Here is a 15,609-nt window from a genome sequence, read left to right as displayed (position 1 = left end):
AGCTTAATGCAATGCCAAAAGACGCTTATAGAAGTAAACATATCGGCTCCTAAAGAGACAATAAAAAGTATGCGAAAAGCAACCATGATGAGGGTATAGACTATGACTGAACACGCAGCCATTACCGTAGAGGGGCTATGCCACAGCTACGGAAGTAAACCGGTGCTAAATGAGCTTTCATTTACCTTAGAGAAAGGCAAAGTGTACGGCATATTAGGCGCTAATGGAGCTGGTAAAACTACATTAATAAATCTTTTGTTAGGCCGCTTAAAACCCACAGCAGGCAAGATAAATATCTTAAATATGCAGGCTGGATCTGTGCAAGCGAAAGCGAAAGTGGGGGCTATGTTACAAGTAGGCAGCTTACCTGGCAGTTTAACCGTAGAGGAGCAACTTACCTTATTTGCCAGCTATCATAGTGCCCCGTTAACGATTGCTAAAGCGCTGCGTTTGTGTGACTTAAATCAGCATCGTGACAAGGCATTTAACCAATTGTCTGGCGGATTAAAGCAGCGACTACTATTTGCCATCGCAATTATTGGCAATCCTGAAATTGTGTTTTTAGATGAGCCAAGTCTAGCGATGGATGTAAGTGCACGCAAACAGATGTGGCAAACCATTGGTGCGCTTAAAGCTCAAGGAAAAACAGTTTTACTCACTACACACTATATGGAAGAAGCAGAAGCTTTAAGTGATGAGCTATTTATTTTAAGTAAAGGTCATATTGTAGCGCAAGGGAGTGCCGCTGAGCTTAGTCAAAGCATGCAGGTGAGTGAAGTGAGCTTTCGTTATAACGATAGTCTAGAGTCTATACAAAAACAGCTCAATAAGTGGCGTTGGCAGCTAGATGAGGGCATAGCTAAAACGCGGTGCTCGGCCCCAAATGAGTTATTAAAAGCCGCGTTTAATGCTGGGTTTGAATGTCAGCAACTGAGTGTTAAACCCAGTTCATTAGAGCAGACGTTTATGACTTTAAACAAGCAGGAGCAAGCGGCATGATGAACATCCCCCTATACAGCTTACGTCAAGAAGCATGGTGTGACTTAAAAAATGTATTTAGGAGCTTAGGGTTTGTAATCCCAGTCCTCGCTTTTCCATGTGCGTTTTATTTATTTTTTGGTGTGACGATGGGCGATCCCACAACAAGCAGCTACTTGTTGATCAATTACATAATTTTTGGCGTGATAGGCCCTGCTTTATTTAATTTCGGAGTGAATGTTGCGACCGAGCGAGAAAATGGTCTTCTGACACTCAAGCAGTTATCGCCAATGCCTGCCAGCCAGTATCTATTAGGGAAAACCTTTACCGCTATTGTGTTTTCGTCCTTGATATTTGTGTTGCTAAGCTGCTTAGCTGTTGTGCTTGCTGGTGTAAATATGGCTTTTCAGCAATGGATGCTGCTATATTTTCTGGCTGTTTTTAGCACGATTCCATTTTGTATGTTGGGTTTATGTATGGGGTTGAGCTTCTCAGCAAAAACCGCACCCGCGCTGGTGAACTTAGTGTATTTACCCATCTCAATGTTGTCAGGTTTGTGGTTGCCGATCGCCCTGTTTCCCGAGGTATTACAGCTCTTAGCGTGGTTGTTACCGAGTTATCATCTTTCGCAATTGGGACTGAGTATTTTATCTTTACATCAAGGTTTTGAATTGAGCTGGCATGTGATTGGAGTAATGGCTTTCACCTTACCATGTGCTTGGTTAGCAACCAAAAAATATAATAGCCTTCAGTAAGTCCGTTGGTGTTGTCATACTTTCAATGCACCTTGTCATGAACAGGGGGCATATAAATTTCTATTGGGATGATAAATATGGACACTCCATTTATGTCATGTTTATTTACTTTTAGGCCAACATTACACTCATCTTTTTACCGCGACTTGGCTCGCAACAAGAATGTAATAATAGGTAGTTATAGCCATTAGGAAATGCTAATGGCTGTTGATTTACTCCGCGCCTATAGCCATAGGGTGTTTATAACCGTGCGCCATTTTGATAAAAGCTCCGAGGTAATCAATATTACTATCACCTTCGCGAGTCCCTAAATAAATTTGTTTCGCGATGCCATTTTTACCTAAACGCACAACAGATAATGGTAATTTTACACTGTACTCTTCTGCCAACCAGCGTGGTAATGCTGCGACACCCCGACCACACGCGACCATTTGTAACATGATGTCAGTGGTTTCAACGGTTTTATGTTGTTTAGGGATCACTTGATCTGGATTGAGGAACTGCGTGTAAATATCAAGGCGATCTTTTGAAACCGGATAGGTAAATAGCACTTGGTTTCTAAGATCTTCTGCCTTGGCAAATTTTTGAGCTGTTAATTCATGATCTTTAGGGACGACGAGCACTTGCTCATAATCGAATACTGGCTCAAAGACCAGGCCACTTTTAAAATAGGGATCAGGTGTTACCAGCAGGTCTATTTCGTAATCTAACAGAGCGCCTACTCCACCAAATTGAAATTTTTGTTTAACATCTACGTCTACACCCGGCCAGGTTTCTAAAAAAGGCGATACCACCTTTAATAGCCATTGATAGCAAGGGTGGCATTCCATCCCGATCCTAAGTGTGCCGCGCTCGCCCATGGCGATTTGTTTTAACCTTTCTTCAGCACCGCTCAATAGCGGAAGCGCACGGTTTGCGATATTAAGTAGATAATGGCCTGCTTGTGTTAGCCTTAAACTTCTTCCGTCACGTACCCAGACTGCAGTACCGAGATTGTCTTCCAGTTTACGTATTGTATGACTTAATGCCGATTGTGTTACACAGAGCTCTTTTGCTGCGGCAGTAAGAGAGCCTTGCTGATGGACAGCATGAATGATACGAAGGTGGATACGTTCTAACATTTTTAGTTATGAGTAAAATTAATAGATTGTTTATAATATATCATTATATCTCATCAATAAACTCATCTAAACTAGCGCCAATTAAATAATCCATACGATTAAATGTAAGTTTAGAAAATGAAAAACGAAGCTAAAACGCCCCTTGTCGCACATTATGACGTTTTTGTAACCAAGATCGAGTCACTGAATAAACATACCTTTCAAATTGAGCTGTTAGCCCCTGAGGGAACCGTATTGGACTATAAGTCAGGGCAATATTTGAAGCTCAAACTTGATGTTAATCATGATGGTAAACCATTGTGGCTTTCATACACAATTTCCAGCCGTTTAGATGCTGATAAACCGAATAAAACCTGCTTGATTATTCAAGTTACCAGTGACTTTTCAGGTAAAGTTGTCGACTGTTTGTTTGCTGCCAAAGCAAATAATCAGCCAGTTACTATCATGCTTGCAATGGGAAAAGCATTTTTACAAACCAATCTTGAGCAACCTCATTTGTTTGTCGCAGCGGGCTCTGGCATATCCAAGATTAAGTGTATAACTGAAGAGATTTTGCATCGAAACCCTGATGCGAATATCAACATTTACTGGTCCAATCGTCATAGCGATGACTTTTTCCTTTTGGAACAGTTTCATGATTGGGCAATTGCGCATAAAAACCTGAATTTCAATACGATTTTAGAGTCAGCTCAGTCGGGTTGGACAGGAAGAACAGGCTTTCTCTACGAAGTCATACAACAAGACTATTCTGATCTTACGGATACACATACTTACTTGTGTGGCTCATCAAAAATGGTTTATGGCACGATTGACCAGCTCAACTCTTTAGGCTTACAAGAGCGAAATTGCTATTCAGACGTTTTTGAATTTTCACCTCGAGACGAAAAGCTAGAAGCGTAGAGTAATTCAGGCTATTTAAAGCTGATATCACTTTTCAAGTCACGGTCAAATATGTTTTTGGCGTTTTAGCAAGTGATTTTTCTGTCAGCAAAATCATGAGGCCAGGTCTTAAATTGTGCAAAGTATTCACTTTTCAAGATATGACCTCAGAAGCTGCTCATGTCCACCTTAAGGGGTGAATAATTGTTATCTAAAATTTGTAGCAAAGCGCAGCTGAGCCAACGGTTACGACTCCGACTTTTAGGCTTTGTTGTATGCCGTTAAGTAATCAATAATCTTATCTACAATTGCTTCTAACTGTGTTTGAGTATTTCTACCTGCGAAGTTTGTTACGATGAAGATACCCATCTTTTTCTTTAGGTAAATGGCAAGCCAACTGACTAGCGAATTGATTTGCATTGCTAGGCATTGGTGAATTTCCGATGGTAAATTAAGGCGGATAACCTCAAACCAATAAGTATACCAAGTCCAAAAGAGGCCTGCATAGCCGCTATGAGCATACCCTCCTTATTACCCTCACTCATTAGCGCGAATAAGAAACTAGGCAGAGAACCAACGAGCGTAAACCAGCCCCCAAAATGAAAGAACTGAAGAGGCTGCTTTAAATCAAATGGATTGTGTTTCCAAGCTGGAGGTAGCCAAACCTTTGCTGACATTGGATTGAACGCTTGAAGACCAATTATAAACAGCAGACCGACAATACTAAAAAGTAATACTACGGGAAGGAACTGCCACGTCAACGACAGAGTTTCTGGTACAGCATCAGAAGTAACAAAGAACTGCGGAGCTACGCCTATGGTAATAAATAGCAGCCGGACATATAGCCAGTTAACTCGAGCTAAAATAGCTAAGGCCGATTCGTTGATATTTGCCGTAAAGTTATCAATGGCAACTCTACACTTTATAAACATACTCATGATTTATTGTTTAACGTATTAATAAATTGAGAAAAGTGACAGGCTAAACTAAGCAAAGAATAAGCACAAGCCTGCTGTATTACGCCCATTGTTTAATTAACTTGTTATGTGTTTATTGGCTACAACTTATCCGGTTACGTTTACTAACTGTAATCATAAACCGTTTATTGAATTCATTGTTTGTTAAATAACCACAACTTCCAGTGATTGTTTTGCCGTCAATTTTAAATGAATAATTATAACTACCATCATTTTGAGAGAGTGAATGGTAAATGGTGTTTTCTTGCTTGCGTCCAATAGAGCCAAAATTCAAACGACTCTCAGGCAAACGAACAATGGCCTCTGTGATAGCGTTATCTGATTCATTTATGACAGTAACACTTGGTTTAATAAAAAAATACAGATGATAAAAAGCAATGGCAATAAAAGGGATAGCCACGGTTATCTTAATAAGCTGATTCATCAATAACCTCGCTAGCACAGAGCGCCCTAACCAGCCGGGCCTTTGTTTGGCGTCGCTTGAACTTGATTGCTATGTTCCAACTCGTCTTTCATTGCTTGTTTAACTTTTGGGTTCTTAAGCAAGTTTTCATAACCATCAAGCATTGATTCTATTTTATTTTTCGGAATTTGTTCAGTGCTTGGCTTTGAATAAAACTTCATGGCTGCTTGAAATCGAGTCATGGAAACTCGCATGATTGAAGAAATCAACTCATTGTTGTCATGAATTTCGGTGATGTCAAAACAGCCTTTGAGTTTCGTTTTTTCTTTGCCATCTTCACCTTTATATTCATCTACACTCGTAGTCCAAGCCGACCAATCAATATCTTGTTCAGGAAAACGCTTATCCAAGTTCTCAAATAGTTGCGGAGCAAATACGTTCTGCAATACAAACTTCCCGATGTCTTCATCAATTCTACTTATTTCATAAGACAAGCATGAAGCGAGTGGAGCTGGTTCTTGCGCCTCACTGAAATAACTAAAAAACATTAATGCGATATAGAATGTGCGCAAGCTTCCTCCTTGTAACGCCTCGTCAAGGGGCAATAAAATAGTTGGCTAAAATTTGTGAGGTGCGAACAAAGCCAACTGCTTTTTGTCCACAATTTTTAATTTTTCTTGTTATACGATAGTATCCACTATCCCTCGGTTCGAAAAACACCATGTAATTACCAGGTAAAAGTTCAACATCCCAAACATCACAGCCTTCTTCAGGCTCTCAGGTAATTAGCCCAATGTTTGTTCTCTTGTGATCTATTGAAAATAGTTTAACCTCAATACGCTGGAAAGTTACATCTCCTAATTTTTCCAATTTTTCATTATTTTTTTATTTGCATCACCCTCAGAGTAAGTGCCTCTCGGATCAAGCTCTTCAATTTCCGAATCAACTAGATTACCAGCAGGGTCAAATAGAAATAGAGTTATATACTCGCAACCAGCAACATCAGGGCGTGCTGGCTCAAATGGATTAGTTAAAAAAATTGATGGCCATTCTGTGCTAGTCCTATATGTTGCGCATGATAATCATCATGATCTATCGCAATTAACTCAGGCTTTCCGTTGGACATGAAACCTCCATGGTCTTATAACGCCCTGAATTTTACAACCGATTTCATCTGTTTGTTCAACACTTTCAGTAACAACAACCCCATCAAATTAAACTTCACTAGCAAAAGATACTTTCCCGTAGATATGCTTGCTAGTTTTAACTTTTTCGCCAAAGAAGGTGTCACTTTTAGCGCTTTGTACGGATTCAACTATGCTCTGAGCGAAGTTCAATAACTCCTTTTCAGTGCCAATTAAATAAGCCTCATTCCTGCCCGAATGAGCAGCGCTTTGCTATACTTGAGCGAAGCAAAACGCCAAGCGTTGCGAATCACTCTTAAATTCTTTGTTAAGTTCCTATTTCACCATAAGTTTCTTCAACTCAAATACTGTATATGGTGGAACCTTTCGATGAAGCATTGCATGGCAATTTGGACATACTGGAATGAGATCATTTACTGGATCAACAGTATACTCCTGATTAATTTCACTAACCGGTTTCACGTGGTGAACATGGATAAAGCCAGTGCCAATATCTCCATAAATATCGCTAAAGTTGATATCACATACCTTACAAATTGCACCGTAATGAGCAATACATGCAGCTCTGGCTTGTGGGCTTCGCTCAAAGCGATTTACTTTGATACTTACTGAAGCTCCCTCAACGTAAACAATTGATTGTTCAGGAAAGACTTTCTCTGTATTTATTACTTCATCTGCGAACTTCAAGTAGGCACGCATTGCGACATAGCAATTATTTATTGAGCGCTCTGGCATACCAATAGCTCGTAAACCTAACACTAAACTTTTAATGTCGTCTAAGCATGTCAGTTCTGTGTGAAATTCGATACCGTGCAACTGTTTGTCAACTCTTCTTAAATAACTGACGTAGCTTCGAGCCGTATCTATTGTTACAGCATTGTCTCTATTCAACAGGTAATTTATAAACTCAGTTTCAAGTTTAATCATCGAATCCTCACAGGCACTTAACGCCTTGCTAAGAGGCGCAGAAAGCTTGGCCAAAATTAACGACGAAGGAGCGCTAGCCAAGCTTTTTGCGTCCTTTTGTGCAACTTGTTATGTTGCGAGTTATCAGTGCATTATTTCAAATATGTCAAACTCATCGCACCGGCCTTCATTTAGATATATTTCTATAGTCAGCCCTTGCCTTCCTGATTTGACGCGCTCTAAAAATATACCTAGTTCATTAGCACTTCTATACAAAATACTCTTTACTTCTGTTTCTTTAATTGAAAGAAGCTCTTCAACCAAATGCCTACGTTCTTTGAAACTGTATCTAGGTTTGCAGCCCTTTTCAGTTTTAAAGTAATACCTAACTTCTTGCACAAGATTTAATATGTACTCTCTTTCCTCTAATGGTTCAGTAGCTGAAACAATCTTTTGAAAAAAGATAAATACGAATATAAGTAGATATTTCACAATTTCCCCATAGATAGCAGGAGGCTAATTAGCAACATAACGCCCGCCTAAGCGGTGCAAAATGCTTGGCTAAAATTGCGAGAAACGAGCGTAAGCCTGCTGTTTTGCTTCCCTTGGTTAAAGCGTTTGTTCGGTTTTACTGGCTCCAATTGGGTAAACCCAGACTCAATATCCGCGTGTAACCCTACACCAACAGTTTTTTAGAATGAGTTTCTTATCAATTGGCGTAGTGACGGCGCCATTGGTGCAAGGTGTAACTAATTTATCAAAATGTACTTTTGTACGTTAAAAAATTAATTCTGAGTACAATCTCAATTCAAAGGTTTTATTTATACGGGGCTCACCAAATGGAGTTTCAACGTATACCTCAATAGTGGAAGAGTTTTTATCATATTTAACTTTTGGCTCAGGCAGCCAGTTATTACGCAGCCCTGCTTGAAACTATTTCCTTAGCTGCTGAATTGCGTAATTGTCTCCCATGTCAGCTTCAATTTCGTCAATGCATTCCCAGCAATCACCACCACAATCCTCAGAAAGAGAATCATTACCTTGTTCTAATGCTTTACCGCAAATGCTACAATTGATGCTCATACTTCGTAAAACCTAACATTTTTATCTACGATAAATGCCGCATAACAACAGTTATTCAGACACACACTTTATTACCCCTCAATAACTTAAACAGGCGTCATCAAGTTAGAAAGGGGCAAAGTACGTCAATTGTCGCATAACAGTGATATTTAACAAACACTAAGCAATGTATATACATGAAATAAAATGTAACTTACTATGGAATCACGATTTTTATCCATGACCCAAGCGTATATGTATACATAGAGATATGCTAAAAAGACCATCTCATGCTACATGTACTGGATAATAGAAATCGCGGGGGGCATGCTTTGAATTGTGCAAAGCCTGCTCATTGCAAGACACGACTCCATAGATGTTCTTGACGGGAGACGGTTCATATGTGTTAGCTGTTTTACTTACTTTTGTCGTCGTCTCTTCCACATTATGCCAACGAAACAAGATACTACTAGCCACACAATAATATCGAAGATTAAACTACCATAGGTTATTTTCCAGGTTTAATACTGTATTCGGTTGCTGAGAGGTAAGTACATTGCCGATATTGCATGCATTACCATAATAAATGTTATATACATGCTTATAATAAGCCCAAGTATACTCTAATGAAGTACGTTCATTTGTAATTATCTTGAGCCATGAATTTGCCTTTAAGATACCAACTCTTTTCAAATATCCACTACTACTCCACATTGATACTAACAATTCACCACCTAACTCTTCAAACTCAAATCCCAATTGTCGTTGCTGATTTTCATTTATGGCTCGAAAACGTGAAACAGAGGGGTTATGAAAGTTGCTACATTCAGAGTGCTTAACTTCGATTAATAATACACCTTGAGTTTCTGGTACATTTTCTATTGGAAAAACTTCTGGCACTGCGTTTCTTAGCGTTGCTTTAGGGTGTCCACGGGATTTTTTTGTCCAGTATGTTTCAATATGTTGAATTATCGTATTCATAGCACTTACATTAAACACCTAGCTCACCTACTGATACTGCGGAGAGCGTTTTTGTATATAGTTGGAGCATAGCAACATACACAAAAACAAGCGTATCAATATGTGTAAGCGTGCAGATTTTTGTTATGCTTTGCGCAGTATAATAAAGTTACAAACACTATAATAGCCCTCTGATTTTTCCCAAAGTTATGCGCTTAGCATTGAAGTCCCTTTTTCCCAAACCTCGTTTTCTTATAGAGCTTCTAAGGAAAATTCACCAGATACACGCTCGAAGAAAACTCTAAACCAAGGTATTTCTGATTCTAGCGCTCCATTTTTAGTTGATTTTTCTAAAGACTCAAAAGGCGTTTCTGGAATTGATGCTTCGACACCTTCGGGAGCTCTTGTTCCAAGATCACCAATATAAGCGCTATAATTTACTCCGTTTATTAGCCAACTTTCGATTTCTATCTTTTCGAGCTCGTACTTCCTCCAAAAAGATAAATTACCTTAAAAACAACAAAATAAATTAGTAATGAGGTAGTATGGTGACAGGTATTGCGACCTTTCCGAACAAACACTCATTATGGAAAATGGGGAATTACTGAGCCGCACTATCAATCACAAACAAAACATTGGAATAAATAATGAATCCTGAACGCCTAGCGAAATTACTCTCTGTGGCAATTGTTCTTTTCCTAGCAACCAGCAAGGTGCAAAGCTGTGAGTCTGAAACAGGAAATAATCTGTGTATCTACCAGCAGACGATATCATTACCTTTAAAGCAGCCAGTTGGGAGCTTTGTTGTTCACCTAGAAGATCACAGTCGCAACGACCATAGAACGATTGATTTGGGCCCCAGACAGCTGGGAGTTAGGTTTTTTTATCCCGCTGTAGTCGATAATAAGGAAACTAAGCTAGCGGCTTTGCCGGACAAGTTTGCAAGGGTTAACCAGCTTATTTTCGATGAAGTAATAGCGCCACCAGCAATAGAAAAGTTAAAGCCCTTGAATTGGAACATCGCTGAAGGAGCCGAAATAGATGACTCTTTGGGGGCTTTACCCCTTATCATTTTATCGCATGGGTACTATCTCAACCCGGAACTGTTTGTCATCACGGCTTCGTATATTGCCAGTAGAGGTTTTCTAGTCGCTTCTATTAACCATACTTTTGGTTCGTCTCACTACGCTCCCCCTGACTCTGAGACCAAGCTGACCATAGAGTTGCCTCAGGATAACCTAGGAATTGACCTGGCAATGTGGACCGCAGATCAGCACTTTGTTATTGAACACTTACAGCAACATAGCCAAAAACCAGAGAGTGTTTTTTACAACAAGATCTCCGAAAAAGTCGGGGTTATTGGTCACTCTTATGGTGGTGCAGCAGCTTTTCATAGCGCAGCACAGTCAGACAAAGTCGATGCCATCATTAACCTTGACGGTACAATTTTCAATAGAAAAGGGCTTATTATTAAACAGCCTTTTATGTATGTGCACGCCTACGAAGAATACTTCAGCGAAGTTTTTCTGAACGTGAAAAACAAAGGCTATGTTGCCATTTTTGAAGACCTCAATCACTTGTCTTTCACCGACTTTGTCGTCTTCAAAGAGATGATTCAACAACCGCAATCAACACTGCAAAGAGATAATAAGTTCAAAGCGATTGTTGATGTGGCCAACCTGAGCACAGGTTTCTTTGAGCATCACCTTGGTAACAATAAAGGCTATTTTAAGCCACCTACCAGTTTGTCCAGAGAAGATTTTAGTTTCAAAGTTTTTGACTGCAACTCTGAGGAATTATGGCCAAAATCGCCAATGCTCTGTGTCTACTATGAATTGAAAGATTGGTTAACACAATTATTTTGAATACACTCGTATGAGCTGCTTCCAAAGCTGTGCTTATAGCAAACAAAAAATATTTATGTGAGTTTAGATGAAAAGCACCTAATTAATTGACGTTCCTGATAACAAATAGGACAGGCACTTTTCTTTTTACCAAAAGTTTCACCGTTAAGATGTCTATCAATGATTGGACTCCCTCTGTAAAACTTATACCACCTAGATATCATCTCGTTGTCTCGCAAATACACTGCTTGGCAGCTTCATTCGCTCTACTAATCCATGTCCGTCTGCGGTCAAAGTTTTTACCTGTTAACTTACCCTCTCCACACAAAAAGCACGGCGTATACACCGTGCTCTTGTCATTCCTATTCAACTCAAGCTAGATATTTAAACTGAAGTAAAATAGCACGACTTAAGCAATAAATTTGTGCCAGCCCTAAATGGTGCCAAATTACTTTCTATATCGTGTCTACCTAAATCTTAAATATTTATTGCTCTAAAAAAGAACTTTATGAATTCGACACAAACCCGTCGCATTCTTACTTCTATCTGTTTGGATAGTAACGTTACCGCCAGACACCTTTGATGTAAGTAAACCGCTATAAACGATATCTTTGTTTGAAGCGTTATGTTGTAAATAATAAGTCAGACTACAATCGCTTGGCGTTACGGAGCCACTCTCTAAAGTAACCCAGACTCCATATGGATCACTACCATTGGCCCATACTTGAATATTACTGATTTTTCCAGACGCATTGGCCCATGTACTCGCTTTGGTGCCAAAAGAAATAGCTCCAATGAGTAATCCAATAAAGAGAGTTGTTTTCATATTACAGTCCTTTTTTTAGTTTTTTTTCGAGGTGTTGCCAGAAAGCATCTGACGTTTTTAAATCATCGAACTTGATTATTTCTAGTTCAATAGATACAAAATCAATGGCACTGTTTTCTTCCACTTTAATAACCAAGCTCGTGTTCACCAAGTTTTCATCGTTTCGTACAGCAGTGAACTCAAGCCGTGACAAGCTAAAACTTTCGGCGTTTGGAAAGTAACCTTTTAGTAGAACAGAAATATTTTTAATATATTTGGCTTTATGTATTTCAATCTGTTTGTCAAAGTCTTTAGCTATACCCTTATCTATTGCTATACCTACACCAACCCCCACAGCACCAAGAGAGCCAACCAACATCGGCCCTGCATTTGTTCCCTTTCCTGTATATGACGCCTCTGGAATTTCCGGGCTAAGAGATGCTGTAACTCTTGAACTGGAACAACCTGTAATTACGAAAGTTACGATAGATAGAAATAATAATATTCTTATATTCATGTTAATTATTACCAATGATGGCTTTTGGGTTCTAGATTAAAATAAAACTTATGGCTATTTTAAGTATTTTAAAGTAGCTAAAACTAGTCCTTCAAGCAGCCTTGCAATTTAAAACCGCACACAACTATTAAAAGGAACCTAGTTCAATAAATAGAAAACTAACAATAGGAGTATACACCTATTGATTTTTTCTTAAAACTATTCTTCGCAACTAAATTTGATTGCATTAATTCACCCTATAAAATGCCCCACACTTTTTAAGCTAAAAAGTATTACATATATTTGTTTATTTAAAAATCAAACGCAACCATAAACCGTGTTGTTTATAAAATAATGGTAAAATTAACTCTGCCTTATTAGTTTGAGGCATTTTTGAATGTTGACAACTGGTTTTAATACAATCAAAAAAGCAACTTTTTAAAAGATCTTAGAAATCGATTGAGCAAATAGGACAGGCACTCTTGTTTTGTATGGATAACGCCGCCTAAAGTAGGGAGTAATTGTTGGCTAACATGTGAAGCTAAGCGGAACTGAGTCAACTGTTACGAGTCTGACTTTAAAGCCTTAATAAGTCTCGTTTCATACTGAACTAGCTTTTCTAAAAACTGTTCAATAAAGTCTATATCCGCTTGCTCAGTCACAAGCGATAAAGCAAACTTTGCTTCATTTCTTATCTCTTCGCATTGCTCAATACTTGCGCCATCATTACCGTATAAAATACCAGCTGGCCATTCATGTTCACAATATGAAAACCAGTTTAAAAGACTGCCAAGTAGTAGGCCATTTCCTTGATTATTTTCGGGATCTATTTCGTGACACCTTTTATAAAAATCCATTTCAACCAGAGAGCCAAGTTCTTCAAAAATGCCTTTGGTTTGATAAATATTTTGAATAAGCTTACCAAGCCACATCGTTGAATCGTAATCACCAGCCTCAAAACCTCTTTTCAAAGTAGGATAAACGAGGTTCATGAATATTTCGTAGCGGATACAGCTATGTCTGTTTTTCTCAAGGTTAGGTAAATACGACCATACCCAGTCGCGAACCTCTTCCTCTCCGTTAAATGACTCAACAAAAAGTTTCACTGAAGCTGCTGCTTGTTTCTTTAGCCCGGCTTCTAATTCTTTCTCAAATTTTTCGTAATACCCGATATTCATAAGAGACTTAACACCTTGTTAAATAACAGCTAACTACTGCTAATCCCAAACAGAACCACCATAATCACTGAGCTCAAATCAAACCAAAATCGCCGACTGTTCGCTGTCCGCATGAACAATTTATTAGACATTTTCACATCTCAACAGACATATTCCGCCCACCTCTGAGGTAAAGCCAAGCTTCTCATAAAATGGTTCCATATCAGGTAAAAAAATAGAGTTCAAAATGAAGAACCTTGTTCAGTTTTGGATGATGTTTTATCAACTCCATTAACGTAATTCCAAGACCCTTCCCGCGCTCATCTGGGGCTACAATGACATCAAAAATGACAGCTTTATAGATAAAGTCACTCAATACACGTGCAAAGCCAACTAGTTCACCTACGATACCAACACACACCTGTGAACCAGATACACAGTCTATTGTTTCAGCTAATGTGCGAGTTTTCCCCTACCATACCTGTTGGTACAACATATGAGCTTGTTTTACATGTTCACTCGAAAATTGATCAATTACTTCCATGCTGCCTCTTGATCCCTAAAGCTTGCCTAACCGACGCAAAATAGCAGGCTAAAATGAGCGACGAGGAGCACAAGCCTGCTGTTTTTAGCCCTTTAGCTTAAGCGTTTGTTAGCTGCTGTTACACCAAGACTAATTTGAGTTCTTCGAGAAATGAAGGCAAACAAGTTTGGTCCGTTTTAAACTCTACAGCCAAATTTTGAGAATGTTCACTGTACTCTACGAAACAAGCACTGACAATTAAATGCCCTAAGTGATTAAGCTCAAATTTAAGGAAGTGATCGTTATAATCCTCTTTCAACTCAGCAGAACCTTTCATTGTGGAATTCATAATCTCAAGATCACTGAGAAACTTCTTTGGATTGTCAAAGTAAACAGTACCATGAAACCCAAAGCCTCTAGAGCTTAAAGTAACAAAGCATTTGAAGCGACTGCCTAGAAATTCAAATTCACTTAACTTTAAAGTGGTTCGATCATCATTTGTTTTTAATTGGACTGTTTGAGCAAATTTAGATTTCGTATCCATGATTCTATTGGACAGTTAGCACATTGATAATTGGAGTTTTTTCTGGGTTGGTTTTTGCGCGTGAAACACAATGCATAAAGCGACACAGTAAATTTTGCCAATTATCAACTTGTTAGCTATGCCACACGTTCAACTCTAAAACTGTAACAACCATAAGCAGCATATCTTGCAATTACAAAGCTTACCTTATCATTGGTTAAAAACTCTTCAAGGTCTGACTCTGCGTGTTCTGGTGATGTCAATTTCGCGTCTAATATACGCTCGTTTTCACAGTATGCTTTTAATACAAATGTGTGACCTAAATAATCGGTTTCTGATCCATTTGGCAATGGCAGTTTGTTAACATCAAACTCCTGACTCTTCGAGTTTGCCAACACAAAAATGGGACCATACTCTTTAAACGGGCCTGTTTTAGTGAAAGGACAATAACTGGCCAATATTAGTTCTTCACCAGCCTTAGCGCCACGAAGCACATCTCGACATGGTTCACCACCTTTAGCTTCCAATACTTCTACAGGTTGGTTTTGATCGTCTATACCTACATTTCTAACTTTATCTAAGAAATCCGATCTTACAGGTACTACTTTATACTTCATTTGACTCCCTCAATAGCTGACATTTTTATCAATGAAAAATGTCGCATAACAATAGCGTACTCGCCGCCGCATAACAACGGCTACTCATACACACTATATTACTATCAACCATAACAATAACTTAATTAGGTGTCACCAAATCATAAATGGTAAAAACGCGTCAACTTTCGTATAACAGTGATATCTGGAAAACACCCAACAATATAAATATGCAAAAGCAAATTGTTCAAAAAGGGAGCTCTTCTTTACTCATGTTCCAAGCGCACATGACTAGCCAAAGATATGCTAAAAGTACTATTCATATTACCTAGGCTAGATAACAGAAATCATTGATGACAAACTTTTAATGTGCGACTGGCTTATAACGTAATCAAGTAAGGGCTCAAATACACCATATTCGCTAAGCAACACAGGTACTTCAATCAATAAGCCTGAATTATCTGTTTTAACTTGCGCAA

General features: G+C 38.8%; 19 protein-coding genes and 1 pseudogene. 4 read left to right on the top strand and 16 right to left on the bottom strand.

Translation table 11 applies throughout. The annotated features are described in order from the left end of the window. Window positions 1-102 precede the first annotated feature (102 nt). Both QNM18_RS25185 and QNM18_RS25180 read left to right on the top strand, forming a co-directional pair. Complete coding sequence (locus QNM18_RS25185) at window positions 103-999, top strand: ABC transporter ATP-binding protein (RefSeq protein ID WP_284138761.1); 897 nt, start codon at window positions 103-105, stop codon at window positions 997-999. After that, a complete protein-coding gene (locus tag QNM18_RS25180) occupies window positions 996-1,733 on the top strand; it encodes an ABC transporter permease (RefSeq protein WP_284138760.1) in 738 nt (245 codons plus the stop codon). Before QNM18_RS25185 ends, QNM18_RS25180 begins: the two co-directional genes overlap by 4 nt. 212 nt (window positions 1,734-1,945) lie before the next feature. Here the strand turns inward: QNM18_RS25180 and QNM18_RS25175 are convergent, their stop codons facing one another. Further along, window positions 1,946-2,854 carry a LysR family transcriptional regulator gene (locus tag QNM18_RS25175; protein WP_211010511.1) on the bottom strand — a complete coding sequence of 303 codons (909 nt, stop codon included), beginning with the start codon at window positions 2,852-2,854 and terminating at the stop codon, window positions 1,946-1,948. Window positions 2,855-2,971: 117 nt separating this feature from the next. Here QNM18_RS25175 and QNM18_RS25170 point away from each other — a divergent pair, with 117 nt between their 5' ends. Next, on the top strand, window positions 2,972-3,754 hold the full coding sequence (locus tag QNM18_RS25170) for a ferredoxin reductase domain-containing protein (protein ID WP_284138759.1): 783 nt from the start codon (window positions 2,972-2,974) through the stop codon (window positions 3,752-3,754). Between the two features lie 240 nt (window positions 3,755-3,994). Here the strand turns inward: QNM18_RS25170 and QNM18_RS25165 are convergent, their stop codons facing one another. The 9 genes and pseudogenes from QNM18_RS25165 to QNM18_RS27345 form a co-directional block, all read right to left on the bottom strand. Next, complete coding sequence (locus tag QNM18_RS25165) at window positions 3,995-4,153, bottom strand: hypothetical protein (RefSeq protein WP_284138758.1); 159 nt, start codon at window positions 4,151-4,153, stop codon at window positions 3,995-3,997. Window positions 4,154-4,155: 2 nt separating this feature from the next. Beyond that, on the bottom strand, window positions 4,156-4,665 hold the full coding sequence (locus tag QNM18_RS25160; RefSeq protein WP_284138757.1) for a hypothetical protein: 510 nt from the start codon (window positions 4,663-4,665) through the stop codon (window positions 4,156-4,158). Between the two features lie 118 nt (window positions 4,666-4,783). Beyond that, entirely contained in the window at window positions 4,784-5,134 is a 351-nt protein-coding gene (locus tag QNM18_RS25155; protein ID WP_211010507.1) for a hypothetical protein, read from the bottom strand. Window positions 5,135-5,160: 26 nt separating this feature from the next. Beyond that, a complete protein-coding gene (locus QNM18_RS25150) occupies window positions 5,161-5,685 on the bottom strand; it encodes a hypothetical protein (protein ID WP_284138756.1) in 525 nt (174 codons plus the stop codon). Between the two features lie 888 nt (window positions 5,686-6,573). Further along, on the bottom strand, window positions 6,574-7,185 hold the full coding sequence (locus tag QNM18_RS25145) for an HNH endonuclease (RefSeq protein WP_284138755.1): 612 nt from the start codon (window positions 7,183-7,185) through the stop codon (window positions 6,574-6,576). A gap of 123 nt (window positions 7,186-7,308) precedes the next feature. Next, window positions 7,309-7,656: a hypothetical protein gene (locus tag QNM18_RS25140; RefSeq protein WP_284138754.1), complete on the bottom strand. Its 348-nt coding sequence runs from the start codon at window positions 7,654-7,656 to the stop codon at window positions 7,309-7,311. 441 nt (window positions 7,657-8,097) lie between these two features. After that, window positions 8,098-8,247: a hypothetical protein gene (locus QNM18_RS25135; protein ID WP_284138753.1), complete on the bottom strand. Its 150-nt coding sequence runs from the start codon at window positions 8,245-8,247 to the stop codon at window positions 8,098-8,100. Between the two features lie 477 nt (window positions 8,248-8,724). After that, a complete protein-coding gene (locus QNM18_RS25130) occupies window positions 8,725-9,225 on the bottom strand; it encodes a hypothetical protein (RefSeq protein WP_284138752.1) in 501 nt (166 codons plus the stop codon). 213 nt (window positions 9,226-9,438) lie between these two features. Next, window positions 9,439-9,672, bottom strand: a pseudogene (locus QNM18_RS27345) (DUF6348 family protein); the annotation flags it as partial. 161 nt (window positions 9,673-9,833) lie between these two features. Between QNM18_RS27345 and QNM18_RS25125 the strand changes: the two are divergent. After that, window positions 9,834-11,051: an alpha/beta hydrolase family protein gene (locus QNM18_RS25125; protein ID WP_284138751.1), complete on the top strand. Its 1,218-nt coding sequence runs from the start codon at window positions 9,834-9,836 to the stop codon at window positions 11,049-11,051. Window positions 11,052-11,523: 472 nt separating this feature from the next. Here the strand turns inward: QNM18_RS25125 and QNM18_RS25120 are convergent, their stop codons facing one another. From QNM18_RS25120 to QNM18_RS25100, 6 genes are all read right to left on the bottom strand, one after another. Then, complete coding sequence (locus QNM18_RS25120) at window positions 11,524-11,856, bottom strand: hypothetical protein (protein ID WP_284138750.1); 333 nt, start codon at window positions 11,854-11,856, stop codon at window positions 11,524-11,526. 1 nt (window position 11,857) lies between these two features. Beyond that, entirely contained in the window at window positions 11,858-12,352 is a 495-nt protein-coding gene (locus QNM18_RS25115) for a hypothetical protein (RefSeq protein WP_211010496.1), read from the bottom strand. A gap of 542 nt (window positions 12,353-12,894) precedes the next feature. Next, window positions 12,895-13,509 carry a hypothetical protein gene (locus tag QNM18_RS25110; RefSeq protein ID WP_284138749.1) on the bottom strand — a complete coding sequence of 205 codons (615 nt, stop codon included), beginning with the start codon at window positions 13,507-13,509 and terminating at the stop codon, window positions 12,895-12,897. 202 nt (window positions 13,510-13,711) lie between these two features. Further along, entirely contained in the window at window positions 13,712-13,909 is a 198-nt protein-coding gene (locus QNM18_RS27340; RefSeq protein WP_417714868.1) for a GNAT family N-acetyltransferase, read from the bottom strand. 241 nt (window positions 13,910-14,150) lie between these two features. Continuing rightward, window positions 14,151-14,555 (bottom strand): hypothetical protein, encoded by a 405-nt coding sequence (locus QNM18_RS25105; protein ID WP_284138748.1) that lies wholly within the window; start codon window positions 14,553-14,555, stop codon window positions 14,151-14,153. 116 nt (window positions 14,556-14,671) lie between these two features. Then, window positions 14,672-15,151: a DUF1203 domain-containing protein gene (locus QNM18_RS25100; protein WP_284138747.1), complete on the bottom strand. Its 480-nt coding sequence runs from the start codon at window positions 15,149-15,151 to the stop codon at window positions 14,672-14,674. Window positions 15,152-15,609 lie beyond the last annotated feature (458 nt).

This window comes from Pseudoalteromonas obscura (assembly GCF_030135505.1).
GTDB classification, from domain to species: Bacteria; Pseudomonadota; Gammaproteobacteria; order Enterobacterales; family Alteromonadaceae; genus Pseudoalteromonas; species Pseudoalteromonas obscura.
This window is presented reverse-complemented; position numbering and strand designations above follow the sequence as displayed.